At 71.9% G+C, this 23,145-nt stretch carries 20 protein-coding genes; 13 read left to right on the forward strand and 7 right to left on the reverse strand.

The window, feature by feature from the left end; genetic code table 11:
• Nucleotides 1–71 precede the first annotated feature (71 nt).
• Nucleotides 72–734 carry a M15 family metallopeptidase gene (locus ACFV9T_RS08980; protein WP_385437743.1) on the forward strand — a complete coding sequence of 221 codons (663 nt, stop codon included), beginning with the start codon at nucleotides 72–74 and terminating at the stop codon, nucleotides 732–734.
• 243 nt (nucleotides 735–977) lie between these two features.
• Here the strand turns inward: ACFV9T_RS08980 and speB are convergent, their stop codons facing one another.
• Entirely contained in the window at nucleotides 978–1,964 is a 987-nt protein-coding gene (gene speB / locus ACFV9T_RS08985) for an agmatinase (protein ID WP_385437745.1), read from the reverse strand.
• Between the two features lie 350 nt (nucleotides 1,965–2,314).
• Here speB and ACFV9T_RS08990 point away from each other — a divergent pair, with 350 nt between their 5' ends.
• From ACFV9T_RS08990 to ACFV9T_RS09000, 3 genes are all read left to right on the forward strand, one after another.
• Entirely contained in the window at nucleotides 2,315–2,518 is a 204-nt protein-coding gene (locus ACFV9T_RS08990) for a cold-shock protein (RefSeq protein ID WP_365236484.1), read from the forward strand.
• Between the two features lie 104 nt (nucleotides 2,519–2,622).
• Nucleotides 2,623–4,191 (forward strand): DEAD/DEAH box helicase, encoded by a 1,569-nt coding sequence (locus ACFV9T_RS08995; protein WP_385437746.1) that lies wholly within the window; start codon nucleotides 2,623–2,625, stop codon nucleotides 4,189–4,191.
• Nucleotides 4,192–4,324: 133 nt separating this feature from the next.
• On the forward strand, nucleotides 4,325–5,134 hold the full coding sequence (locus ACFV9T_RS09000) for a phosphatase (protein ID WP_385437748.1): 810 nt from the start codon (nucleotides 4,325–4,327) through the stop codon (nucleotides 5,132–5,134).
• A gap of 95 nt (nucleotides 5,135–5,229) precedes the next feature.
• Here ACFV9T_RS09000 and ACFV9T_RS09005 read toward each other — a convergent pair whose 3' ends face one another.
• From ACFV9T_RS09005 to ACFV9T_RS09015, 3 genes are all read right to left on the reverse strand, one after another.
• Nucleotides 5,230–6,123: an acyl-CoA thioesterase gene (locus ACFV9T_RS09005; RefSeq protein ID WP_385437749.1), complete on the reverse strand. Its 894-nt coding sequence runs from the start codon at nucleotides 6,121–6,123 to the stop codon at nucleotides 5,230–5,232.
• Nucleotides 6,124–6,188: 65 nt separating this feature from the next.
• On the reverse strand, nucleotides 6,189–7,346 hold the full coding sequence (locus tag ACFV9T_RS09010; protein ID WP_385437751.1) for an acyl-CoA dehydrogenase family protein: 1,158 nt from the start codon (nucleotides 7,344–7,346) through the stop codon (nucleotides 6,189–6,191).
• A gap of 57 nt (nucleotides 7,347–7,403) precedes the next feature.
• On the reverse strand, nucleotides 7,404–8,042 hold the full coding sequence (locus ACFV9T_RS09015) for a TetR/AcrR family transcriptional regulator (RefSeq protein WP_385437753.1): 639 nt from the start codon (nucleotides 8,040–8,042) through the stop codon (nucleotides 7,404–7,406).
• An 84-nt stretch (nucleotides 8,043–8,126) separates the two neighbouring features.
• Here ACFV9T_RS09015 and ACFV9T_RS09020 point away from each other — a divergent pair, with 84 nt between their 5' ends.
• Genes ACFV9T_RS09020 through ACFV9T_RS09035 form a run of 4 tightly spaced genes read left to right on the forward strand, consistent with a single transcriptional unit; the run spans nucleotide 8,127 to nucleotide 14,333 of the window.
• Complete coding sequence (locus tag ACFV9T_RS09020) at nucleotides 8,127–9,779, forward strand: carboxyl transferase domain-containing protein (protein ID WP_385437755.1); 1,653 nt, start codon at nucleotides 8,127–8,129, stop codon at nucleotides 9,777–9,779.
• A gap of 31 nt (nucleotides 9,780–9,810) precedes the next feature.
• A complete protein-coding gene (locus ACFV9T_RS09025) occupies nucleotides 9,811–12,213 on the forward strand; it encodes a biotin carboxylase N-terminal domain-containing protein (protein WP_385437894.1) in 2,403 nt (800 codons plus the stop codon).
• Nucleotides 12,213–13,163 (forward strand): hydroxymethylglutaryl-CoA lyase, encoded by a 951-nt coding sequence (locus ACFV9T_RS09030; RefSeq protein WP_385437756.1) that lies wholly within the window; start codon nucleotides 12,213–12,215, stop codon nucleotides 13,161–13,163. The genes ACFV9T_RS09025 and ACFV9T_RS09030 overlap by 1 nt, the downstream gene beginning before the upstream one ends.
• A 3-nt stretch (nucleotides 13,164–13,166) precedes the next feature.
• Entirely contained in the window at nucleotides 13,167–14,333 is a 1,167-nt protein-coding gene (locus tag ACFV9T_RS09035) for an acyl-CoA dehydrogenase family protein (RefSeq protein WP_385437758.1), read from the forward strand.
• An 81-nt stretch (nucleotides 14,334–14,414) separates the two neighbouring features.
• On the opposite strand, the gene ACFV9T_RS09040 is transcribed toward ACFV9T_RS09035, so the two are convergent.
• On the reverse strand, nucleotides 14,415–14,741 hold the full coding sequence (locus ACFV9T_RS09040) for a hypothetical protein (RefSeq protein ID WP_385437760.1): 327 nt from the start codon (nucleotides 14,739–14,741) through the stop codon (nucleotides 14,415–14,417).
• Between the two features lie 259 nt (nucleotides 14,742–15,000).
• Between ACFV9T_RS09040 and ACFV9T_RS09045 the strand changes: the two genes are divergently transcribed.
• Nucleotides 15,001–15,933, forward strand: coding sequence for an RICIN domain-containing protein (locus tag ACFV9T_RS09045; protein WP_385437761.1), 933 nt, complete (start codon nucleotides 15,001–15,003; stop codon nucleotides 15,931–15,933).
• On the opposite strand, the gene ACFV9T_RS09050 is transcribed toward ACFV9T_RS09045, so the two are convergent.
• Complete coding sequence (locus tag ACFV9T_RS09050) at nucleotides 15,934–17,625, reverse strand: beta-N-acetylhexosaminidase (protein WP_385437763.1); 1,692 nt, start codon at nucleotides 17,623–17,625, stop codon at nucleotides 15,934–15,936.
• A 76-nt stretch (nucleotides 17,626–17,701) separates the two neighbouring features.
• On the opposite strand from ACFV9T_RS09050, the gene ACFV9T_RS09055 reads away from it, so the two are divergent.
• The 3 genes from ACFV9T_RS09055 (at nucleotide 17,702) to glmS (ending at nucleotide 20,907) form a co-directional block, all read left to right on the forward strand.
• Entirely contained in the window at nucleotides 17,702–18,628 is a 927-nt protein-coding gene (locus ACFV9T_RS09055; protein ID WP_385437765.1) for a DUF4429 domain-containing protein, read from the forward strand.
• Between the two features lie 67 nt (nucleotides 18,629–18,695).
• The gene (locus ACFV9T_RS09060) at nucleotides 18,696–18,971 is read left to right on the forward strand and encodes a hypothetical protein (RefSeq protein ID WP_100807152.1); all 276 of its coding nucleotides are present in this window, start codon (nucleotides 18,696–18,698) and stop codon (nucleotides 18,969–18,971) included.
• A gap of 91 nt (nucleotides 18,972–19,062) precedes the next feature.
• Nucleotides 19,063–20,907, forward strand: a complete 1,845-nt coding sequence (glmS, locus tag ACFV9T_RS09065) for a glutamine--fructose-6-phosphate transaminase (isomerizing) (protein ID WP_385437767.1) — start codon at nucleotides 19,063–19,065, stop codon at nucleotides 20,905–20,907.
• Between the two features lie 344 nt (nucleotides 20,908–21,251).
• On the opposite strand, the gene ACFV9T_RS09070 is transcribed toward glmS, so the two are convergent.
• A complete protein-coding gene (locus tag ACFV9T_RS09070; RefSeq protein ID WP_385437768.1) occupies nucleotides 21,252–21,773 on the reverse strand; it encodes a universal stress protein in 522 nt (173 codons plus the stop codon).
• Between the two features lie 571 nt (nucleotides 21,774–22,344).
• Here ACFV9T_RS09070 and ACFV9T_RS09075 point away from each other — a divergent pair.
• On the forward strand, nucleotides 22,345–22,686 hold the full coding sequence (locus tag ACFV9T_RS09075; protein ID WP_385437769.1) for a hypothetical protein: 342 nt from the start codon (nucleotides 22,345–22,347) through the stop codon (nucleotides 22,684–22,686).
• The last annotated feature ends 459 nt before the right edge of the window (nucleotides 22,687–23,145 follow it).

Below are 23,145 nucleotides of genomic sequence, written 5' to 3' on the forward strand. Positions count from 1 at the left end.
CTCAGGTATTACGGGTACGACGCGGGGGCGCATCGCGCGGGGGCACCACCCACACCTGCGACGATCACCCCATGTCTCAAATCACCTTGATGTCCGACCCGAGGGTCGCGGCCATCCCGGTCAGGGAGTGCGGGGAGCCGCTGGCGGACGTACGCCGCGAGCCTCGGCTGCTGGTCGACGGGCGGGCGGCTGACCCCGCCGGGGCGTACGCCTATCTGCGGCGCGGTCTGCTGGAGCGGCTGCTGACGGCGCAGTCGGCGCTGCCACCGGGAACGCGGCTGCTGTTCATCGAGGGCTACCGGCCACCGGAGCTGCAGCGGCACTACTTCGAGCGCTACTCGGCCCGGCTGCGCGCCGCGCACCCCGCCTGGTCCGGCGGGGAGATCCGGGCGGCGGCGAGCCGCTACGTATCGCCGCCCGAACTCGCCCCGCACAGCGCGGGCGCCGCCGTCGACCTCACCCTCGCCGACGCGGACGGGCGCGAGCTGGACATGGGCACGCCCTGGGACGCGACCCCGGAGGAGAGCGCCCGCGCCTGCTACACGCAGGCGGCGAACATCCCCGCCGGGGCCCGCGCCCACCGGGACGCCCTGGGCGCGGCGCTGACCTCCGCCGGGCTGGTCAACTACCCCACCGAGTGGTGGCACTGGTCCTACGGCGACCGCTACTGGGCCCTCCACACCGGCACCCCGGCGGCGCTGTACGGCCCGCGGGACCTCCCGGAGACGCCCTGATCCTCTGCCCCCCTGGCCCCCTGATCCCTGACCGCACGGACGGGACCGGCACATGACGACACCGCCCCGGCGGCCGTCGGGGGAGGAGACGGCGACCGGGGCGGCACGGTGAGTGCGACTACCGCGAGGGATCAGCTGGGGTCAGTACCTCCGTTTCCCCCGATTCCCGTGATCGGGGAGGCCATTGGAGCGGCAGCCGCTAGAGGCCCCGTGGAGGACGGCACCAGTACCCCCCGTACCTGCTCAGGCGGTGCGCGAGGCGGCGATCTGGCGGGCCATGATCGTCGTCAGTTCGTACGCCGTGTGGGACGCCGCCACCGCGGTGATCTCCGCGTGGTCGTACGCCGGGGCGACCTCGACCAGGTCGGCGGAGACCAGGTGGCAGCCGGCCAGGCCGCGCAGGATCTCCAGCAGCTCGCGGGAGGTGAGGCCGCCCGCCTCTGGGGTGCCGGTGCCGGGGGCGTGGGCCGGGTCCAGGACGTCGATGTCGATGGAGATGTAGAGGGGACGGTCCCCGATGCGCTGCCGCAGCTGGTCGGCCACCTCGTCCACGCCGCGCCGCATGACGTCGGCGGAGGTGACGATGCCGAAGCCCATCTTCTGGTCGTCGTCCAGGTCCTGCTTGCCGTACAGCGGACCCCGGGTGCCGACGTGCGAGAGGGCGGCGGTGTCGAGGATGCCCTCCTCGACGGCGCGCCTGAAGGGCGTGCCGTGGGTGTACTCGGCGCCGAAGTAGGTGTCCCAGGTATCCAGGTGCGCGTCGAAGTGGAGCAGGGCGACCGGGCCGTGCTTACGGGCGACGGACCGCAGCAGCGGGAGGGCGATGGTGTGGTCGCCGCCGAGGGTCATGAGCCGGGCGCCGCTGTCGAGGATGTCGTCGGCAGCCGCCTGGACGGTCTCCACGGCCTCGTCGATGTTGAACGGGTTCGCGGCGATGTCCCCGGCGTCGGCGACCTGGGCGAGCGCGAAGGGGGACGCGTCCTGCGCCGGGTTGTACGGGCGCAGCAGCCGGGACGCCTCACGGATGGCGTTGCCGCCGAAGCGGGCGCCGGGGCGGTAGGAGACGCCGGTGTCGAAGGGCACCCCGACCACGGCGACGTCCGCCGTACCGCCGACCTCGTCGACACGCGGCAGCCGGGCGAACGTGGCGGGGCCCGCGTAGCGCGGGATGCGGGATGAGTCGACGGGGCCTACGGGGGCTGCGGTGGGCTCACGGTCTGCTGCGGTCATGCATGCGAGCGTAGGCAGGGCCGCCGCTCCACCACATGTACGTTCCCCAGCACCACGCCCGGGCGTTTTGGACACCGCGTCCATTGCCGCGCGACTGCCGCGCGACCGGCTGCCGAGTGACCGGCGTCTCCCCCCGTCCGCCCCCATCCGTACCTCCCCGTGCGGGCTCGCGCGTGTTAGAGTCGTGGTAGTTGCAGTTTTGGTACCCATGAACGTTATGTGCGCCTGACGGGATGTAGCCTCAGGCGCATTTTTGTTTTAACCGGTCATTTCCGGATGGGAGTCAATGCGGCGACGCGGGTTCCGCGCAGTGTGGAATCCGGATCGACCCCCATTGAAGGAGAAATGACATGGCCACCGGCACCGTGAAGTGGTTCAACTCGGAAAAGGGTTACGGCTTCATCGAGCAGGACGGCGGCGGCGCCGACGTCTTCGCCCACTACTCGAACATCGCCACCCAGGGCTTCCGTGAGCTGCAGGAAGGCCAGAAGGTGTCGTTCGACGTCACGCAGGGCCAGAAGGGCCCGCAGGCCGAGAACATCGTTCCCGCCTGACGCAGCGCATACCGCGAGCCGGGGCCCGCACCTGAAGAGGTGCGGGCCCCGGCTCGTGCCCGCTTTCCGCGGGCCGATCCCCGCCCGTTCCAGGAAGGCGCCGCATGAGCCGTTACGCCCGCTCGCCCCGTAAGCCCCGGTCACACTCCCGCTCCCCCGTTCGTACCAGCCGTCCCTCCGACGGCGGCAACGAATTCGCCCTGCCGCCCGGCACCACCCCGGTGCTGCCCGCCGTCGCCACGTTCGCGGAGCTGGACCTTCCGGACGGTCTCGCCGCGGAGCTGACGCAGCAGGGCGTCACCGTGCCGTTCCCGATCCAGGCGGCCACCCTCCCCAGCGCTCTCGCGGGCCGTGACGTCCTCGGGCGCGCGCAGACCGGCTCCGGCAAGACCCTGGCCTTCGGCCTGGCGCTGCTGGCCCGCACCGCCGGACAGCGCGCGGAGCCCCGGCGTCCGCTCGCCCTGGTCCTGGTGCCGACGCGGGAGCTGGCCCAGCAGGTCTCCGACGCGCTCACGCCCTACGCCCGGCGGCTGCGGCTGCGGCCGACCACCGTGGTGGGCGGCATGTCGATCAACCGGCAGGCCAACGATCTGCGCAACGGCGCCGAGGTGGTCATCGCGACCCCGGGCCGCCTCCACGACCTGATCGACCGCGGCGACTGCCGTCTGGACCAGGTGCGCATCACCGTCCTCGACGAGGCCGACCAGATGGCCGACATGGGGTTCCTCCCCCAGGTGACCAAGCTGCTGCGGCAGGTGCCGACCGATGGCCAGCGCCTGCTGTTCTCCGCGACCCTCGACGGCGCCATCAGCCGCCTGGTGCGCGAGTTCCTGACCGACCCGGCGCTGCACTCGGTCGACGCCTCGGCGGGCGCGGTCACCACGATGGAGCACCATGTGCTGCACATCGCGGACACCGACAAGCGCTCCGTCGCGACCCGGGTCGCCGCGCGGGACGGCCGCGTGATCATGTTCCTGGACACCAAGCACGCCGTCGACCGGCTCACCCGCCACCTGCTGGCCAACGGCGTACGGGCGGCGGCGCTGCACGGCGGCAAGTCCCAGCCGCAGCGCACCAAGACCCTGGAGCGCTTCAAGACCGGCGACGTCACCGCGCTGGTGGCCACGAACGTCGCGGCCCGCGGCATCCATGTCGACGACCTCGACCTGGTCGTCAACGTGGATCCGCCCGCGGACCACAAGGACTATCTGCACCGCGGCGGGCGCACCGCGCGCGCAGGCGGCTCCGGCAGCGTCGTCACGCTCGTCCTGCCCGACCAGCGCCGCGAGATGACCCGGCTGATGTCCGCCGCGGGCATCACCCCGAACACGGCCCGGGTGCACTCGACCGACGAAGAGCTGACCCGGATCACCGGCGCCCAGGAGCCGTCGGGCGTCCCGGTGACGATCAGTGCCCCGCCCGCCCAGCGGCAGGCGTCCGGCCCCCGGCAGACGCGCCGCAGCGGCGGAGGCGGGCGCGGCGCCGGCTCCGGCGGCGGCGGTGGGCGCGGCTCCGGCGGCGGCGCCGGACGCGGATCCGGCGGCGGATCGGGCCGGGGTTCCGGTGGCGGCGCCGGGCGCGGATCCGGCGGCGGTGCCGGGCGCGGGTCCGGTGGCGCGACGGGCCGTGGGTCCGGCGGCGGGGCCGGTCGTAGCCGCCGTCCCAGCCGGTAGTCACCGTCCCTGACGGTAGGGGCGGCCCGGCGCGCCCCTACCGGGGGCTCCCCGGGGCGCCCCCGGCTCGCCATGACCGCGTCACGTCCACACGGCGAGCAATGCGCCCCATTTCCCTGACACAGGGGCGACAATGGGCCACATGCCGATACCCAGTACCGTGCCCAGCCGTGCCGAACTGATCGACCATCTCGTCCGTACGCGCATCGCGGGTGACGTCGCCACCCCGCGCGAGAACAACCTCTCCCACTACCGCAAGCTCGCGAACGGCGACCGCCACTACTGGCTGGGGCTGGAACTGGGCGACCGCTGGGTGGACGAGCAGGACGTGCTGGCCGTCATGGCGGAGCGGTGCGGAGTGATCGACGACCCGGAGCACCGCACCGGGCAGGACACGATCGACCCGGAGCTGACCGTCGGCGCGCTGGACCGGATGGCGTCGGTGCTGCGGAAGGCGGCCGAGGCGCGGGAGCGGGTGCTGTTCGCCACCGGCCACCCGGGCGGGCTGCTGGAGGTGCACAGCGCCACGGCGTCGGCGCTGCACGCGGCGGGGTGCGAGATCGTGGAGATCCCGGGCGGGCTGCACGCGGACGAGGGGTACGTCTTCCAGTTCTGTGACGTGGCCATGCTGGAGCGCGGCGCCACGCTGTGGCACACCCACTCCCCCGCCCCCATGGCGGCCATCCTGGACGGGCTGGCCCGGGAGGGGCGGCCGCTGCCGGACCTGGTGGTCGCCGACCACGGCTGGGCGGGGTGCGCGGGGCAGCGCGGCATCGACGCGGTAGGGTACGCGGACTGCAACGACCCGGCGCTGTTCCTCGGCGAGGCGGAGGGGACGCTTCAGACGGTGGTCCCGCTGGACGACCACGTCACCGATCCGAAGTTCTACGCGCCGATGACGGCCTATCTGCTGGACGCGGCGGGGCTGACGGCCCAGTTCTGACGCGCCGCCCCGGGACGCGCGTCAGACCGGGCCGTACGTCGATCAGACCGGCCGTACGCCAGGGTTGACGCGCGTCACCTCACCCCTCCCGGGGATCACTTCTTCGGGCGCGGGACCCGCATGACCCCTTCCTGGATCACCGAGACGGCCAGCCGCCCGTCGGCGGTGAAGATACGGCCCTTGGCGAGCCCGCGGCCGCCGGACGAGGACGGGCTCTCCTGGTCGTACAACAGCCAGTCGTCCACCCGGAACGGCCGGTGGAACCACATGGCGTGGTCGAGGCTGGCGCCGACGATGTCCCCGACCGCCCAGCCGCCTCGGCCGTGGGCGAGGAGCACCGAGTCCAGCAGTGTCATGTCGGACACATAGGTGGCCAGGCAGACGTGCAGCAGCGGATCGTCGGCGACGCCGTCCAGTTTGCCGTCGGTCCGGAACCAAACCTGCGACTTCGGCTGACGGGGCTGTCCGACGCTGCCGTACGGCGGAGCGTCCACGTACCGCAGGTCGACGGCGGCCCGCGCCTGCAGCATCCGGTCGACCACCCCCGGCCCGGCGAGCAGGTGCTCGTACCGGGGCAGCAGCTCCTCGGCGGTGGGCAGCGAGAGCGGGTCCGGTACCTCCGGCATCGGCTCCTGGTGCTCCAGCCCCTCCTCGTACAGCTGGAAGGAGGCGGACAGATGGAAGATCGGCTGCCCGTGCTGGACGGCGACCACGCGGCGGGTCGTGAAGGAGAAGCCGTCGCGGATCCGGTCGACCGTGTAGACGATCGGCGCCCCGGGGTCGCCGGGCCGCAGGAAGTAGGCGTGCAGCGAGTGCGGCGGACGGTCCTCCGGGACCGTGCGGCCCGCGGCGACCAGGGCCTGGGCGGCCACCTGGCCGCCGAAGACCCGCGGCACGAGAGGTGCGGCATCGCTGGTGCCGCGGAAGATGTCCTCTTCGATCTGTTCGAGGTCGAGCAGGTCGAGCAGGCTCTGTAGTGCGTCATTCATGGTTCAAGCAGTCTTGCAGACCCGTGTTGCGACACCGTTGCCGATGGGCGTGCACATGACGACCGTCACAGCCCCATCGACTTGGCGACGATGGACCGCATGACCTCGCTGGTCCCGCCGTAGATGCGGGTGACACGGGTGTCCGCGTACAGCCGGGCGATGGGGTACTCCATCATGTAGCCGTAACCGCCGTGCAGCTGCAGGCACTTGTCGATGACGACGGCCGCGCGCTCGGTGGTGAACAGCTTCGCCGAGGCGGCGTCGGCGGCGGTCAGCTCCTCGGCGTCATGCGCGTCCAGGGCCCGGTCCACGACCGCCTGCATCGCGTCCACCTCGGCCTTGCAGTCGGCCAGCGTGAACTTGGTGTTCTGGAAGGTCGCCACGCTCTTGCCGAAGACCTCGCGGTCCTGGACGTAGGCCTTGGCGAACTCGACCGCCGCGGCGGCCTGCGCGTACGCGCCGACGGCGATGCCCAGGCGCTCCTGCGGCAGGTTGTGCGCGAGGTAGCCGAAGGCCTTGCCCTCCTCGCCCAGCAGGTCCTCCACCGGCACCTTGACGTCGGTGAACGACAGCTCGGCGGTGTCGGACGTCTTCAGCCCCAGCTTCTCCAGCTTGCGGCCGACCGCGTAGCCCTCGCTCCTGGTGTCCACGACCAGGATGGATATGCCCGCGCGGCGGTCCTCGGGGGTGGCGGGGGCGGTCCGGGCGCAGACCAGGACGCGGTCGGCGAGCACGCCGCCGGTGATGAAGGTCTTGGCGCCGTTGAGCACGTAGTGGGTGCCGTCCTCGGACAGCTTGGCGGTGGTCTTCATACCCGCCAGGTCCGAACCGGTGCCCGGCTCGGTCATGGCGATGGCGGTCATCAGGTCGCCGGAGACGAAGGAGGGCAGCCAGCGCCGCTTCTGCTCCTCGTTGGCGTACTTGAGGATGTACGGGAGACAGAGCGCGGTGTGGACGCTGCTGCCGCCGAAGCTCACCCCGGCGCGGGCGCACTCCTCGGTGATGACCGCGTTGAACTTGAAGCTGGTCTCGCCCGCGCCGCCGTACTCCTCGGGGACCTCGATGCCGAAGATGCCCAGCTCGCCGAGCTTCTTGTAGAAGTCGCGCGGGGCCTGACCGGCCTCCCGCCACTCCTCGTAGTACGGCACGACCTCGGCGGCGATGAAGTCGCGGATGGTCTCCCGGAATGCTTCGTGGTCCTCGTTGAACACGGTGCGACGCATCTCTGCGGCCTCCCTCTGGCTAAGCGCTTGCTCAGCCGAAGCTACCGGCCAGTCACCTCACCTGTCCAGAGCGTCCGAGGGGTGGGCGGAGCCGTCCGAGGCGTGGGCGGCGCCGAACGCACCCAGGGCCATGCGGTGCAGCAGGGCGGCGGTGGCCTCGCGGCCCGGGAGGGCGCCGGGGCGGCCCAGATGCGGGGTCGAGTTGAGCAGCCCGAACACGACATGGACACACGCCCGGGCGTCGGCCTCGGCGAGCCCCGGGTAGACCTGCCGGACGACCTCGACCCACAGCTCCACGTACCGCCGCTGGAGCGAGCGCACCAGCTTGCGGTCGGTGTCCCGGAGCCGGTCCAGCTCGCGGTCGTGGAGGATGATCAGCGGGCGGTCGTCCAGGGCGAAGTCGATGTGGCCCTCGATCAGCGAGTCCAGCACCACCGCCGGGGCGTCCCCGGCCTCCGCCGCCTCCGCGGTGCGCCGCTTGCCGCCCGTCAGCAACCGGCCGCTGATGCCGACCAGCAGCTCGGCCAGCATCGCGTCCTTCCCGGCGAAGTGACGGTAGAGGCCGGGGCCGCTGATGCCGACCGCCGCGCCTATCTCGTCGACGCCGACGCCGTGGAAGCCGCGCTCGGCGAAGAGCCGGGCGGCCTCCTTGAGGATCTGTTCGCGGCGGGTCGGTGCAGGGGCTTGCGTGCTCATGGAAGCAATTCTAGACAGCGGGGTTAGTGGTCGTTAACCTGATGGGTGAGTTAACGACCACTAACCGCGAGGGGGGCCGTAGCGATGGAGCAGGCACCGGTGCTGCGAAGCGGCGCCGACCCGGGGTCCGACGCCTGGCAGGCCAATGAGGCCGCGCACCGCGAGCTGGCCGCGCGGCTGCGCGAGAAGCTCGCCGCGGCCCGGCTGGGCGGCGGCGAGAAGGCGCGGGCCCGGCACACCGCGCGCGGCAAGCTGCTGCCGCGCGACCGGGTGGACACCCTGCTGGACCCGGGCTCGCCGTTCCTGGAGCTGGCGCCGCTCGCCGCCGACGGGCTGTACGAGGGCCAGGCCCCGGCGGCCGGGGTGATCGCCGGGATCGGGCGGGTCGCGGGCCGTGAGGTGGTCGTCATCGCCAATGACGCCACGGTCAAGGGCGGCACGTACTACCCGATGACGGTGAAGAAGCATCTGCGCGCCCAGGAGGTCGCGCTGGAGAACCGGCTGCCGTGCGTCTATCTGGTCGACTCCGGCGGCGCCTTCCTCCCCATGCAGGACGAGGTCTTCCCGGACCGCGACCACTTCGGGCGGATCTTCTACAACCAGGCGCGGATGTCCGGCGCCGGAATCCCGCAGGTCGCGGCGGTGCTCGGGTCCTGCACGGCGGGCGGGGCCTATGTCCCGGCGATGAGCGACGAGGCCGTCATCGTGCGCGGCCAGGGCACGATCTTCCTGGGCGGGCCGCCGCTGGTGAAGGCGGCCACCGGCGAGGTCGTCACCGCGGAGGAGCTGGGCGGCGGCGAGGTGCACTCCCGGGTCTCGGGCGTCACCGACCACCTCGCGGAGGACGACGCCCACGCGCTGCGCATCGTCCGTACGATCGTCGCCACCCTGCCGCCCTCCCCCACCCAGCAGGGCGCGCCGCCCTGGCCGCTCACGCCCTCCCAGGAGCCCGCGGTCGACCCCGCGGGGATGTACGGGGCGGTCCCGGTCGACTCCCGCACCCCGTACGACGTGCGCGAGGTGATCGCGCGCGTGGTGGACGGCTCGCGGTTCGCCGAGTTCAAGGCAGAGTTCGGGACGACGCTGGTCACCGGCTTCGCCCGGATCATGGGCCATCCGGTGGGCATCGTCGCCAACAACGGCATCCTGTTCTCCGAATCGGCCCAGAAGGGCGCCCACTTCATCGAGCTGTGCGATCAGCGCGGCATCCCGCTGGTCTTCCTGCAGAACATCTCGGGCTTCATGGTCGGCCGCAGCTATGAGGCGGGCGGCATCGCCAAGCACGGCGCCAAGATGGTCACCGCCGTCGCCTGCACCCGCGTCCCCAAGCTGACGGTCGTCATCGGCGGCTCCTACGGCGCGGGCAACTACTCGATGTGCGGCCGCGCCTATTCGCCGCGCTTCCTGTGGATGTGGCCCAACGCCAAGATCTCCGTGATGGGCGGCGAGCAGGCCGCCTCCGTCCTCGCGACCGTCAAGCGCGACCAGTTGGAGGCGCGCGGCGAGAAGTGGAGCGAGGAGGACGAGGAGGCGTTCCGGGCCCCGGTCCGCGAGCAGTACGAGACGCAGGGCAGCGCCTATTACGCCACGGCACGGCTCTGGGACGACGGGGTGATCGACCCGCTGGAGACCCGTACGGTGCTCGGCCTCGCCCTCACCGCGTGCGCGAGCGCCCCGCTGCCCGACCGCACGGCCAAGGAACCCGCGGCGCCCGGCTACGGCGTCTTCCGGATGTGAGGGGATGCACCCGATGAGTGCGGCGCATGCGATGTTCGACACGGTCCTGGTGGCCAACCGCGGGGAGATCGCGGTGCGCGTCATCCGCACCCTGCGGCGGCTCGGCGTCCGTTCGGTCGCCGTGTACAGCGACGCCGACGCGGACGCCCGGCACGTCCGGGAGGCGGACACGGCCGTGCGGATCGGCCCGGCGGCCGCCGCCGAGAGCTATCTGTCGATCGGGCGGCTGCTGGAGGCGGCGGCCCGCACCGGCGCCCAGGCCGTCCACCCCGGCTACGGCTTCCTCGCGGAGAACGCGGCGTTCGCCCGCGCCTGCGCCGACGCCGGGCTCGTCTTCATCGGCCCCCCGGCCGGGGCCATCGAGCTGATGGGCGACAAGATCCGCGCCAAGGAGACCGTGCGCGCGGCCGGGGTGCCCGTGGTGCCGGGCTCCTCCGGCAGTGGGTTGACGGACGCCCAGCTCATCGACGCCGCCCGGGAGATCGGCACCCCCGTGCTGCTCAAGCCGTCCGCGGGCGGCGGCGGCAAGGGCATGCGGCTCGTGCGGGACGAGGCGCTGCTCGCCGACGAGATCGCGGCCGCCCGGCGCGAGGCGCGCGGCGCGTTCGGCGATGACACGCTGCTCGTTGAGCGCTGGATCGACCGGCCGCGCCATATCGAGATCCAGGTCCTGGCGGACGGCCACGGCCAGGTGATCCACCTCGGCGAGCGCGAATGCTCACTGCAGCGCCGCCATCAGAAGATCATCGAGGAGGCGCCCAGCCCCCTGCTGGACGAGACCACCCGGGCGCTGATGGGCGAGGCGGCGGTGCAGGCGGCGCGCTCGTGCGGCTATGTGGGCGCGGGCACGGTGGAGTTCATCGTGCCGGGCGCCGACCCGTCCGCGTACTGCTTCATGGAGATGAACACCCGCCTCCAGGTCGAGCACCCCGTCACCGAGCTGATCACCGGGCTCGATCTGGTGGAGTGGCAGCTGCGGGTCGCCGCGGGCGAACCGCTGCCGTACGGGCAGGACGGTATCGCTTTCGGCGGCCATGCGGTGGAGGCCCGTATCTGCGCCGAGACCGCCCGGGTGGCGGGCGACGGCCGGGTGGCGGGCGACGGCCGGGTGGACTTCCTCCCCTCGGCCGGTCCGGTGCTCGCCCTGGACGAACCGGCGGGCGAGGGGGTGCGCGTCGACTCCGGGCTGAGCACCGGCACGGAGGTCGGCACGGTGTACGACCCGATGCTCGCCAAGGTCATCGCCCACGGCCCGGACCGCCCCACGGCGCTGCGGCGGCTGCGCGCCGCCCTGGGGTCGCTGACCGTCCTCGGTGTGGACACCAACACCGGCTTTCTGCGGCGCCTGGCCGCCCACCCGGACGTCGTCTCGGGTGAGCTGGACACCGGTCTGGTCGACCGCGCGGCGGCCTCGCTCGTCCCGTCCGCGATCCCCGACGAGGTCTACGCGGCGGCGGCGCTGCTGCGCCAGGCGGCGCTGGAGCCGGGCGCTTCGCGGGGCGGCGGATCCGGTGCGGATGTCTGGGTCGATCCGTTCTCTGTACCAACCGGGTGGCGGATCGGCGGCGACCCCGCCTGGACGGTCCACCGGCTGCGGATTCCCGGCCACGACCCGGTGACGGTCCGCGTGCGCGGCCGGGCCCACGAGGCGCGGGTCCGCATCGAGCGCGCGGATGCCGCGCAGGCAGACGACGCGCGGCGCCCCGCGGGCGGCCACGCGTCCGGGACCGGCGGCGGCCCGTCCGCGGCCGGGCGAGCGGTCGTTCCGCCCGGCCACACGTCCGGGACCGGCAGCGGCGGCACCGCAACAGGCGCGGTCGGCAGCGCCGTGACAGCCGCCGATGCGGGCGACCCGCACACCGCCCACGACGCGGCAGCGGGCGACCGGCCCGGCGGCCCGGCCGACCCCGTGGACGCGGCGCGCCCGGCGCCCGGCCATCCGGCGGACAGCGGTGCGGCGGCCGCAGGCGGCGGCAGCGGGGCCGCCGAGGCCGACGGCTCGGGGTCGGGCGTCGCGGCCCGGCTCGTGGGGATGGACGACGGGTCGGTGTTGCTGGACCTCGGCGGGGTCACCCACCGCTTCCGGCATGCCGCCGACGGCGTCAGCCACTGGCTGGGGCGGGGCGGGGATGCCTGGCGGGTGGCGGGGCATGACCCCATTGAGGAGGCGTTGCGCGGCGGGGCCACCGCGGCGCACGCCGGGGAGCTGACGGCTCCCATGCCCGGCACGGTCACCGTCGTGAAGGCGGCCGTCGGGGACGAGGTCACCACGGGCCAGGGCCTGCTGGTGGTCGAGGCGATGAAGATGGAGCACCTGATCTCCGCCCCGCACGACGGGACCGTCACCGAGCTGGAGGTGACCCCCGGCAGCACCGTCGCCATGGACCAGCTGCTGGCGGTCGTCACCCCGCGCGTAACCGAGGAGCGTGAGTGATGACCCTCCCCATGACCATCCCGGCCCCGGGGCTGCCCACCCGGGTGCGTATCCACGAGGTGGGGCCGAGGGACGGGCTGCAGAACGAGAAGACGCTCGTGCCGGTCGCCGTGAAGGCCGAGTTCATCCGGCGGCTGGCCGACGCGGGGCTGGGCACCATCGAGGCCACCAGCTTCGTCCGCCCGGAGTGGGTGCCGCAGTTGGCCGACGCCGAGCAGCTGATGCCGCTGATCGACGATGTGCGCGCCCGGCTCCCCGTGCTGGTGCCCAATCAGCGCGGTCTGGAGCGCGCGCTCGCGCTCGGCGCCCGCGAGATCGCCGTCTTCGGCAGCGCGACCGAGTCGTTCGCCAAGGCCAACCTCAACCGGACGGTGGACGACGCGCTCGCCATGTTCGAGCCGGTGGTCACCACGGCGCGCGAGGCGGGCGTCACCGTGCGCGGCTATCTGTCGATGTGCTTCGGCGACCCCTGGGAGGGCCCGGTCCCGGTCTCGCAGACCGTCTCGGTCAGCCGCCGCCTGATCGACATGGGGTGCGACGAGGTGAGCCTCGGCGACACCATCGGCGTGGCCACCCCCGGCCATGTGCGGGAGCTGCTGGCCACGCTGGGCGAGGCGGGCATCCCCGCCGACCGGCTGGCCGTCCACTTCCACGACACCTACGGCCAGGCCCTCGCCAACACCCTCGCCGCGCTCCAGCACGGCGTGACCACCGTCGACGCCTCCGCGGGCGGCCTGGGCGGCTGCCCGTACGCGAAGAGCGCCACCGGCAACCTCGCCACCGAGGACCTGGTGTGGATGCTCGACGGCCTCGGCATCGAGACCGGGATCGACATCCACCGTCTCACCGCCACCAGCGTGTGGATGGCCCGGCACCTGGGCCGACCCAGCCCGTCCCGCACCGTCCGCGCCCTCTCCCAGAACTCCCAGACCTCCCAGAAGGAGATGTGAGTCATGGCGATCGACCATCGTCTCTCCCCCGAGCACGAGGAACTGCGCCGCACCGTCGAGGCGTTCGCGCACGATGTGGTCGCCCCGAAGATCGGGGAGTACTGGGAGCAGCATGAGTTCCCGTACGAGATCATCCGCGAGATGGGCCGGATGGGGCTGTTCGGGCTGCCCTTCCCGGAGGAGTACGGCGGGATGGGCGGCGACTACTTCGCGCTGTGCCTGGCCCTGGAGGAGCTGGCCCGGGTGGACTCCTCCGTCGCGATCACCCTGGAGGCCGGGGTCTCGCTCGGCGCGATGCCGATCTTCCTCTACGGGACGGAGGAGCAGAAGCGCCGGTGGCTGCCGGGGCTGTGCTCCGGTGAGAGCCTGGGCGCCTTCGGCCTGACCGAGCCGGGCGGCGGCTCCGACGCGGGCGCCACCCGCACCACGGCCCGGCTGGACGAGGCCACCGGCGAGTGGGTGATCAACGGCACCAAGTGCTTCATCACCAACTCGGGTACGGACATCACCGCCCTGATCACCGTCACCGCCGTCACCGACCGCACCGAGGACGGCCGCCCCAAGATCTCCTCCTTCATCGTGCCGTCCGGCACCCCCGGTCTCACCGTCGCCGCCCCCTACTCCAAGGTCGGCTGGAACGCCTCGGACACCCGCGAGCTGTCCTTCGCCGACTGCCGTGTCCCGGCCGCCAACCTGCTGGGCGACCTGGGCCGGGGCTACGCCCAGTTCCTCCGCATCCTCGACGAGGGCCGCATCGCCATCTCCGCCCTGGCTACCGGGCTCGCCCAGGGCTGCGTGGACGAGTCGGTGTCGTACGCCAGGACCCGCGAGGCCTTCGGCCGCCCGATCGGCGCCAACCAGTCCATCCAGTTCAAGATCGCCGACATGGAGACCCGCGCCCATATGGCCCGCGTCGCCTGGCGTGACGCGGCCTCCCGCCTGGTGCTCGGCGAATCGTTCAAGAAGGAGGCGTCCATCGCCAAGCTGTACTCCTCGGAGGTCGCGGTCACCAACGCGCGCGAGGCGACCCAGATCCACGGCGGATATGGCTTCATGAACGAATACCCGGTGGCCCGGATGTGGCGCGATTCCAAGATCCTGGAAATCGGCGAAGGGACGAGCGAGGTGCAGCGGATGCTGATCGCAAGGGAGTTGGGGTTCGCGAGCTGAGCCCCGAACCGAGGACGGGGAGGGGAAGACGCCCCCCGGTCGTCTCCCCTCCCCCGGCTGTCGGCCGACAGCCGTGCGGAATCAGCACTCGTAGGCGTACTCCGCCTTCCCGGCGGTCGAGTTCCAGGTGATGGAGAGAATGCGCCCCGGGTTGATCCGAATGCAGGAGGGGTCCCAGGACCAGTCCACGGATACGGTGGCGTCGATCGCCTTACTGCAGATGTTCTTGATCTGCGCCCGGCCCGGCTTGTTGCTGTAGAGCGAGGCGCAGCCCACGAACGACGTGGCCTGAGTGGTTCCGGTCACCGAAGGTGCGGCCGCCACCGCGGGGGTCACCCCGCCCGCGGCGAGAGTTCCGGCGGCAATCGCCACACCCAAGGGCATCACAAACTTGCGAGTACGAGACATTTCGTCGCTCCCTTTTCAGTTGGTTCGTCTGCGAATGCGCCGCGAATTCGCACGTTGATTCGGCGCTGCCCAAGGGCTTGCTGAGGCGGCGGAACGAGAGCAACAGGGTCCGGGTGTCCCGGACAGCCCGCCACTGTCCGGCCTGGTCAGGGCCTTGTCCGGGACATCGACGGACCGGGAACGGACTGGGAACGGACCGGGACCGGAAGGGCGCGAATTCGCATTGCCGCCCCGCATCGCCTCCGCCAGCATGGCTGGCATGGGGAGCCAGGGGGAATGGGGGCCGCGCTCTGCGCGCAATGCCGCTGAATTCGTCGCGCTGCTGCGGGAGCTGAAAGAAAGATCGGGACTGACCTATCGGCAGCTGGAGGAGCGTGCCGCCGAGCGCGGCGACGTGCTGGCACGCAGCACCTTGGCCGATGCGTTACGTACGGACGCCTTACCGCGCACCGAAACGCTGATGGCCTTTCTCCGCGCCTGCGGAGAAGAAGATCGCTCCGCGGAATGGCTGGAGATCTATCACGACATCGCGGAACGGAGTGAACAACCGCCGGAAAGCCGCCAACGGGTGCCGCGCGGCAAGCTGATGGGCGCGGCGCTGACCTTGGTGCTCGTGGGCGCGGCGGCCTCGCTCGCGGTGGCCATGACGGCCGACGACGGCGAGCCGCGGACGCGGGGCACCGCCGCGCCGTCCGCCCAGTCCGCTCCAGCCACGCCCGCCCCCGGCACCTACCGCATCCGCTCCGCCGTCTCCTCGCTGTGCCTGGCCGAGGTGGAGAGCAAGAGCGGGGGCAGCATCTTCCAGGCCGACTGCCGTCGCAGCATTCCGGTGTACGCCCTGGAGGAGTCGGGCGACGCCACCGTCCGGCTCCGGTCCCTCCACCCCGTCTTCGGCTACGGATGTCTCGGGGTGGGCCAGGGCAGCACCAAGGGAGGCACGCAGATGATGGACGACTACTGCGGCCACCGGGGCACGGCCGAGTCGTTCCGCATCCAGCGGGTCACCAAGCCGGTGAGCGGCTACCGGATCCGGCCGGTCCACACGGACCAGTGCGTGTCGGTGCCCGGCGGATCGACCCGTAAGGGTGACCCGGTGCTCCAACTGCCCTGCGCCGCCGACGACACGGGCCAGGTCTTCCGGTTCGATCCGGTCCGGGCGCCGACGGCGATTCCCTCCATCACCAGCAACTGATCACCCGGCGGCAGGCCAGGGCACCTGCGGGGAGCGGTGGTAGTCGATGCCCATCGCGTCCCACCGGGGTGCCTGCGCGGCGAGCCGCAGCCGGTAGTCGTCCCAGTTGTGCGTGGACCGTGGCGACCAGCCCAGTTCGGCGATGCCGGGGAGGCGGGGGAAGGCCATGTACTCGATGTGGTCGCTGGTGGAGAGGGTTTCCGACCACAGCGGGGCCTCCACGCCGAGGACCGAGGACGGCGGGGCACCGGCGATGTAGCTGCCCGGGTCCCAGTCGTAGGACTGCTTCGCCTCGACGTATCCGGCCCAGCTGAGCCCCAGCGGGGTGCTCGGGTCGTACTTCATGTCCAGGTAGGCGCGGTTGGCGGGCGAGAGGATGAGGCGGGTGCCGTTCTTGGCGGCGTCGGCGACCTCCTTCTCGTCTCCGCTCGTCCCCCAGTACTGGGCGATCGCCCCCCGCGCGGGCCGGGCGCCGGTCAGCTGGTGCCAGCCGAGCACGGTCTTGCCGTACTTGGCGACGATCGGCTGGACCCGGTCCATGAAGGCCACGTAGTCGGCGTGGCTGGTGGAGTGCGCCTCGTCGCCGCCGATGTGGAGGTAGCGGCCGGGGGTGAGGGCGGCGAGTTCGCGGATGACGTCGTCCACGAAGTCGTACGTCACCTCCTTGGGCACGCACAGCGAGCTGAAGCCGACCTCGGTGCCGGTGTAGAGGGGCGGGGCGACGCCGTCGCAGTTGAGGTCGGCGTAGGAGGCGAGGGCCGCGTTGGTGTGGCCGGGCAGGTCGACCTCGGGGACGACGGTGAGGTGGCGGGAGGCCGCGTACCGCACGATCTCCCGGTAGTCGGCCTTGGTGTAGTAGCCGCCGGGCCCGCCGCCGACCTGGGTGGAGCCGCCGTAGGTGGCCAGCCGGGGCCAGGAGTCGATGGCGATCCGCCAGCCCTGGTCGTCGGAGAGGTGGAGGTGCAGCTTGTTGATCTTGTAGAGGGCGAGCTGGTCGACGTACGCCTTGACCTGGTCGACGGTGAAGAAGTGCCGGGAGACGTCGAGCATCGCGCCCCGCCAGGCGTAGCGCGGCACATCGGTGATGGTGCCGCCGGAGATCCGCCAGGGGCCGGGCTGGCGGGTGGCGCGTTCGACGGAGGCGGGCAGCAGCTGCCGCAGCGTCTGGATGCCGTGGAAGAGCCCGGCGGACGTACGGGCGCTGATGGTGACGGCGCGCCGGTTCACCTCCAGCCGGTAGCCCTCCGCGCCGAGCCCCTTCGCACCCTTCGTACCGGGCCCCTCCGCGCCGCGCTCGTCGCCCACCAGCCGCAGCCGGATGCCGTCCGCGCCCCCGCGCGCGGTGACCGGCAGCCGGTAGCCGGTGGCGGGGCGCAGCACGCCCGCCAGATAGTCGCCCGCCGTGCGCGCGGCACGGGACTGGCCCACCCGGATCGGGGTCGCCGAGCGAAGCGTGTACGGGCTCTTGCCGGGCCGTACGGACGCGGGCGCGGGCACGACCCGGTCCAGCGGGACCGGCGCGGCGGCGGAGCCGGAAGCGGAGGCGGCTAAGGAGGAAGGCGCGGCGGTGGCGGCGGTCCCCGCCCCCGCCCCGGCCGCCACGGTCAGCAGGAGGGAGCACAGCAGTCGAGCACGGCGTCGTCTCACAGGGGTTCCCTTCAACGAAGCGTCGCATCGTGGGTACCGCGACATCTTGCGTACCGCGACGCCCAGTTGGGGTCAAGGTGTAGACCAATGTGTCCGCTGTGCGGCTGTCAGAATCCACCTCATGGCGGAAATCACCCAGCGCGATGGCATGTGGACCTTTGACGGAGAAGCGGTACGGATCGTCCCAGGGCGGGACAAGAGCGTGCACCCGGTGCGGCAGGCGCTCGGCGAACTGGCCGTGCCCCTGGAGGCGCTGGCGGGCGTCGCGTACGAACCGGGGCGCAAGTCCGGCCGTCTGCGGCTGCGGTTACGCGTGGGCGCGGACCCGTTGGCGCAGGCCACGGGCGGCAAGCTGCCGGACGCGGCCGATCCGTATCAGTTGTCGGTCGACCCGGACCGCACCGGCGTCGCCGAGTATCTGGTCGACGAGGTCCGGCAGGCCCTGCTGCTCGACCAGGTGCCCTCCGGCCCGTGCGACCGCTATCTGCTGGCCGGTCCGCCGGTGCCGCTGTCGGCGACGGCGGGTGACGCGACCGCGTCCTTCGACGGTGAGCGCATCCGGCTGGAATGGAACTGGAAGACGGAGGAGTCGAAGAAGTCGGGCGGGCCCCGCACGATCCCGCTGGCGGACCTGGAGGCGGTGGAGTGGTTTCCCGCCGCCGGGCTGGAGAACGGCTTCCTCCGCTTCACCGTGGCCAAGGCGACGGCGACGGCCGCGCCCAAGTACGACCCGCACGCCGTCGTGCTGTACGGCTTCCGGAAGGACCCACTGATGGCGCTGGTCGCGGCCGCCGTCACGGCCCGGCTGCCGCACCCCTTCACCCCGGCGGAGCCCGCCGACGCCCCCACCGACGCCCCCGCCGACGCGCCCCCGGCTCTGGACGCGGCGCCCACCGGACTCGCACAGCCCGAAGCGGGTGAGGCGGATCACGACGCCCTGCTGCGACGACTGCGCGAGCTGGGCGATCTTCATCAGGGCGGGGTGCTCACCGAGGAGGAGTTCATCACCGCCAAACAAGCCGTCCTTCGTCAGTTTTCTCGCCATTAGAACCCGAGCCTGCCCGATATCGGGCAGGATTCTTGCGAAACACCCCGGGGGGCCGCAGTATCTACGGATGCTCGATCGCCGTATGTCCCACGATGACCTCATCGACCACCTGGTCCGCAGCACGCCGCTCAGCCGCGGCGAGGCGGCCCGGGTGGTGCTGGACGTACTGGCGTACTTCGACGAGACGACGGAGGAGTTCATCCGGCGACGCCACCGCGAGCTGCAGTCCGGCGGACTGACCAACGCGGACATCTTCGAGCGGATCACGGCCGAGCTGCCGTACCGCGCGGTGGCACCGCCCGAACTCTCGCTGCGCCAGCTGCGCCGCATCGTCTACGGCTGACGTCACCACCACGCCCGGCCCCGCGGCCGCCACCGCCGGAGCGACCAGGGCGAGCATTCGTGATCGATTCAATCGGGAGGGCCTGAACACCATGTGCGGAATCGTCGGATACATCGGGAAACGCGACGTGGCACCGCTGCTGCTGGAGGGGCTGCAGCGGCTGGAGTACCGCGGCTACGACTCGGCGGGCATCGCGGTCCAGGCCAAGCCGGTCAAGGGAGCGCAGAACGGGCAGGGCGCCGCCGGGCTGAAGACCGCCAAGGCCAAGGGCCGGGTCCGCGACCTGGAGGCCAGGCTGCCCAAGCGCTTCGCGGGCACCGCGGGCATCGCGCACACCCGCTGGGCCACCCACGGCGCGCCCAATGACATCAACGCCCACCCGCACCTGGACGCGGACGGCAAGGTCGCGATCGTCCACAACGGCATCATCGACAACGCCGACGACCTGCGCGCCAAGCTCGCCGCCGACGGCGTGGAGCTGATCTCCGACACCGACTCCGAGGTCCTCGCCCACCTCATCGGCCGCTCGCAGGCGGACACCCTGGAGGAGAAGGTCCGCCACGCGCTCGCCCTGGTCGAGGGCACGTACGGCATCGCCGTGCTGCACGCGGACTTCCCGGACCGCATCGTCGTGGCGCGCAACGGCTCCCCCGTCGTGCTGGGCATCGGCGAGAAGGAGATGTTCGTCGCCTCGGACGTCGCCGCGCTGGTCAGCCACACCCGCCAGGTGATCACCCTGGACGACGGCGAGATGGCCACCATCAAGGCCGACGACTACCGCACCTACACCACCGAGGGCAGCCGCACCGCCCCCGCGCCGGAGACGGTGGAGTGGGAGGCCGAGTCGTACGACATGGGCGGCCACGACACGTACATGCACAAGGAGATCCACGAGCAGGTCGATGCCGTGGACCGGGTGCTGCGCGGCCGGATCGACGACCGCTTCTCCACCGTCCGGCTGGGCGGGCTGAACCTGGACGCGCGCGAGGCGCGCGGCGTCCGCCGGGTCAAGATCCTCGGCTGCGGTTCGGCGTACCACACGGGCCTGATCGGCGCGCAGCTGATCGAGGAGCTGGCCCGGATCCCCGCAGACGCCGAGCCCGCGAGCGAGTTCCGCTACCGCAACCCGGTCGTGGACCCGGACACCCTCTACATCGCGGTCAGCCAGTCCGGCGAGACGTACGACACACTTGCCGCCGTCCAGGAGCTGAAGCGCAAGGGCGCGCGGGTGCTGGGCGTCGTCAACGTCGTGGGCAGCGCGATCGCCCGCGCGACGGACGGCGGCGTGTACGTCCACGCGGGGCCGGAGGTGTGCGTCGTCTCCACCAAGTGCTTCACCAACACCGCCGTCGCCTTCGGGCTGCTCGCCCTCCACCTCGGCCGCATCCGCGACCTCTCGGTCGCCGACGGCAAGCGGATCATCGCGGGGCTGCGCAAGCTGCCCGAGCAGATCGCGGAGGTGCTGCGCGGCGAGGACGAGATCAAGAAGCTCGCCGCGGAATACGCGAACGCAAAGAGCATGATGTTCGTCGGGCGGGTGCGCGGCTACCCGGTGGCGCGCGAGGCCTCCCTGAAGCTGAAGGAGGTCTCCTACGTCCACGCCGAGGCGTACCCGGCCTCGGAGCTGAAGCACGGCCCGCTCGCGCTCATCGAGCCCGAGGTGCCCACCGTCGCGGTGCTGCCGGACGACGACCTGCTGGAGAAGAACCGCGCGACGCTGGAGGAGATCAAGGCCCGCAGCGGCCGGATCCTCGCGGTCGCGCACCAGGTGCAGGACAAGGCGGACCACACGATCGTGGTACCCCGCAACGAGGTCGAGCTGGACCCGATCCTGATGGGCGTCCCGCTGCAGCTGCTGGCGTACCACACGGCGCTGGCGCTCGGCCGGGACATCGACAAGCCCCGGAACCTGGCGAAGTCCGTGACCGTGGAGTAGTCGCCGCTCGGCGGTCCCCCGCGTGTGCCACCACGCACGCGGGGGCCGCCCCTTGGGCCGGCGTCGCCCTTACGCCGGCGCTGGCCACCGCGCGGGAACCGTCACTTCCCGCCCGGCGCCACACCGAACGGTTTATGCCCCGTACACGTGCCCAATCCACCTCTACGCGCGGGTAGTTTCGGCGGATGTCAAGCCGGCCCTGGGGCCATCTCGGCCGAGGGGAAGGGGAGTTGAGGCTGTCCAGTTCTGAACGTCCGCCCGGGCGGGTGCCCATGCGGAGGTTTCAGCGTGCGGCTGCTGGAGAAAAGCTTCGGGCCCCGGATGCAGGAGATGAGGCCCCGGGCTCAGGGGATGACGACGACGGGCCGCTGCGCGCGCCGCGCGAGCCGCCCGGCGACCGAGCCGAAGATCCGCCCCACCAGCCCATGCGTGGAGCCGACCACGATCGCGTCGGCCGCGTACTCCCGGCCGACCTCCTCCAGCTCGTGGCAGATGTCGCCGCCCCGCTCGACGAGGATCCACGGCACCTCGGTGAGGTGCTCGGCACAGGCCAGCTCAAGGCCCAGCACCTCGGTGCGGTGATCGGGAACGTCGACGAAAACGGGGGGCTCGCAGCCCGCCCATACGGTCGTCGGCAGCCGGTTGGCCACATGGACGATGATCAGACCTGAGCCGGAGCGCCCGGCCATGCCGATGGCGTACGCGAGGGCGCGCTCGCTCGATGTGGAACCGTCGAATCCGACCACGACGCCGTGCTGGAAGGCTGGATCGCAGGAATGACGTGTTTCTTCCGCCGCTTGGGGGTGCGCCAGGTGATCGGCGACCCGCTTGCGGTCCGCGGGTTCGGGGATTTCGTGACCGGCCATCGGTGTCTCGGCGAAGGGTGTCCTCGTGCGGAGGAATACGGCGGGGACTCAGGTTGAAGTTGGCGGGGGACTAGAGCTCCGCTAGAGCTTGGGACGAGCGCCGAACGAAAAAAATCCGTCCGGGATTCATCTTTCCAAGCCCTTACCCCCAAGGGTACGGCGCCATTCCTCGCCTGCCCAGAGGTTGCCCCGGCAGCGGAGCGGCCGAAGCATTCCCCGGAGCATGCCGGAGGGCGGCCCGTAACGCAATGCCCCAAGTGGTCCCGACTCAGGCCCCGCCGACCCCTCCCGTACGCCGTGCGGTCGCCCGGCAGTGACCTGTCGGCAGGCGGGACGTTGTAGTAGCCGCGGAGCGATGGCCTCCGTACAGAACAGGCCGGACGGACCGCACCGGTCGCCGCTACGACCGCCCCACGGGCCCCGGCGGACGCCGGGGGCGACCCGCGCCGGAGCCCCGTTCTACCGCGCTTCCACCGTCCGCCGACCCGTCTTCCCCTCATCTGTCCACCATCTGTCCACCGCCGTCCACTGCCCTCCACCGCTTGTCCACCGTGCGAGAGGAGCCGCCACCGTGCCAGGCACCCGTGAGTACGACGCCCCCGGCGTCCCGCCCGGCATCGCGCCCGGCGACGGCCCCGGCTGTGACCCTGGCCGCGACCCCGTGAACGAGGTCATCCGCTGGTCCGCCTTCGGCTGCGCCGTGGTCCCGGCCGTCCTCCTGCTCTGTGGCTCACCGCTGAGCGGCGCGGCGGGCGCCGCCGTGGGCCTGGCCGCCGTGACCGCCGCCAGCCGCTCCCTTCTGCGCTACTACGAACGCGCGGCCGCCCGGTTCGACGCCGGTGCCGCGAGCCCGCACCGCGGGCGACACAGCCGCACCGGCATCGGCACGCACCGGGGCGGTCGGCGGAACTGACGCCGGGCCCCGGCCCGGCGCGTCCGGCGCGGCCCCGGCAGGGTCCCCGGACACCCCCGGGAAGCGCGCCACGTCGTACTCCGTAGACACGACCGCGACGCGGCATGAGCCGGTCGTACGCCGGTCGAAGGACCCGTCCGCACGTCTGCGCCCGCTGGTTTTCGGCCAACTTCGCATCCCAGTTCTTCCCTTGGCAAACGCCATGCTCAACCCCCTTCCGGCCAGCGTGGAAAGGGGTACGAGCCACCCGTACCCCCTACGGGAAGTGGGCGTCAGCAGGAGGCCCACTTCACAGCGAGGGCTACGAGTGCAACGCTTCGTGATCGAATGCTTCGCGCCAAGTTGTCATGTCGACATAGTGGCGGGTGGTGAACTGGTCACGGCGACCACACGCGACACAGTAGATTCGATCTTGGCCATGACCGGCGGGGGAACCGTTCAGGACCGAGGGGAAACGTG

This window comes from Streptomyces sp. NPDC059850 (genome assembly GCF_042731515.1).
In the GTDB taxonomy this organism is placed as follows: domain Bacteria; phylum Actinomycetota; class Actinomycetes; order Streptomycetales; family Streptomycetaceae; genus Streptomyces.

What these genes read in the sequence shown, in the direction of transcription:
- ACFV9T_RS09070 (WP_385437768.1), bottom strand. Translation starts at nt 21,773, where the DNA reads ATGGCCGGTCACGAAATCCCCGAACCCGCGGACCGCAAGCGGGTCGCC.
- ACFV9T_RS08995 (WP_385437746.1), top strand. Translation starts at nt 2,623, where the DNA reads ATGAGCCGTTACGCCCGCTCGCCCCGTAAGCCCCGGTCACACTCCCGC.
- ACFV9T_RS09020 (WP_385437755.1), top strand. Translation starts at nt 8,127, where the DNA reads ATGGAGCAGGCACCGGTGCTGCGAAGCGGCGCCGACCCGGGGTCCGAC.
- ACFV9T_RS09045 (WP_385437761.1), top strand. Translation starts at nt 15,001, where the DNA reads ATGGGGAGCCAGGGGGAATGGGGGCCGCGCTCTGCGCGCAATGCCGCT.
- ACFV9T_RS09010 (WP_385437751.1), bottom strand. Translation starts at nt 7,346, where the DNA reads ATGCGTCGCACCGTGTTCAACGAGGACCACGAAGCATTCCGGGAGACC.
- ACFV9T_RS09005 (WP_385437749.1), bottom strand. Translation starts at nt 6,123, where the DNA reads ATGAATGACGCACTACAGAGCCTGCTCGACCTGCTCGACCTCGAACAG.
- ACFV9T_RS09000 (WP_385437748.1), top strand. Translation starts at nt 4,325, where the DNA reads ATGGGCCACATGCCGATACCCAGTACCGTGCCCAGCCGTGCCGAACTG.
- ACFV9T_RS09035 (WP_385437758.1), top strand. Translation starts at nt 13,167, where the DNA reads ATGGCGATCGACCATCGTCTCTCCCCCGAGCACGAGGAACTGCGCCGC.
- ACFV9T_RS09040 (WP_385437760.1), bottom strand. Translation starts at nt 14,741, where the DNA reads ATGTCTCGTACTCGCAAGTTTGTGATGCCCTTGGGTGTGGCGATTGCC.
- ACFV9T_RS09060 (WP_100807152.1), top strand. Translation starts at nt 18,696, where the DNA reads ATGCTCGATCGCCGTATGTCCCACGATGACCTCATCGACCACCTGGTC.
- ACFV9T_RS08990 (WP_365236484.1), top strand. Translation starts at nt 2,315, where the DNA reads ATGGCCACCGGCACCGTGAAGTGGTTCAACTCGGAAAAGGGTTACGGC.
- ACFV9T_RS09055 (WP_385437765.1), top strand. Translation starts at nt 17,702, where the DNA reads ATGGCGGAAATCACCCAGCGCGATGGCATGTGGACCTTTGACGGAGAA.
- ACFV9T_RS09050 (WP_385437763.1), bottom strand. Translation starts at nt 17,625, where the DNA reads ATGTCGCGGTACCCACGATGCGACGCTTCGTTGAAGGGAACCCCTGTG.
- ACFV9T_RS08980 (WP_385437743.1), top strand. Translation starts at nt 72, where the DNA reads ATGTCTCAAATCACCTTGATGTCCGACCCGAGGGTCGCGGCCATCCCG.
- glmS (WP_385437767.1), top strand. Translation starts at nt 19,063, where the DNA reads ATGTGCGGAATCGTCGGATACATCGGGAAACGCGACGTGGCACCGCTG.
- speB (WP_385437745.1), bottom strand. Translation starts at nt 1,964, where the DNA reads ATGACCGCAGCAGACCGTGAGCCCACCGCAGCCCCCGTAGGCCCCGTC.
- ACFV9T_RS09015 (WP_385437753.1), bottom strand. Translation starts at nt 8,042, where the DNA reads ATGAGCACGCAAGCCCCTGCACCGACCCGCCGCGAACAGATCCTCAAG.
- ACFV9T_RS09025 (WP_385437894.1), top strand. Translation starts at nt 9,811, where the DNA reads ATGTTCGACACGGTCCTGGTGGCCAACCGCGGGGAGATCGCGGTGCGC.
- ACFV9T_RS09030 (WP_385437756.1), top strand. Translation starts at nt 12,213, where the DNA reads ATGACCCTCCCCATGACCATCCCGGCCCCGGGGCTGCCCACCCGGGTG.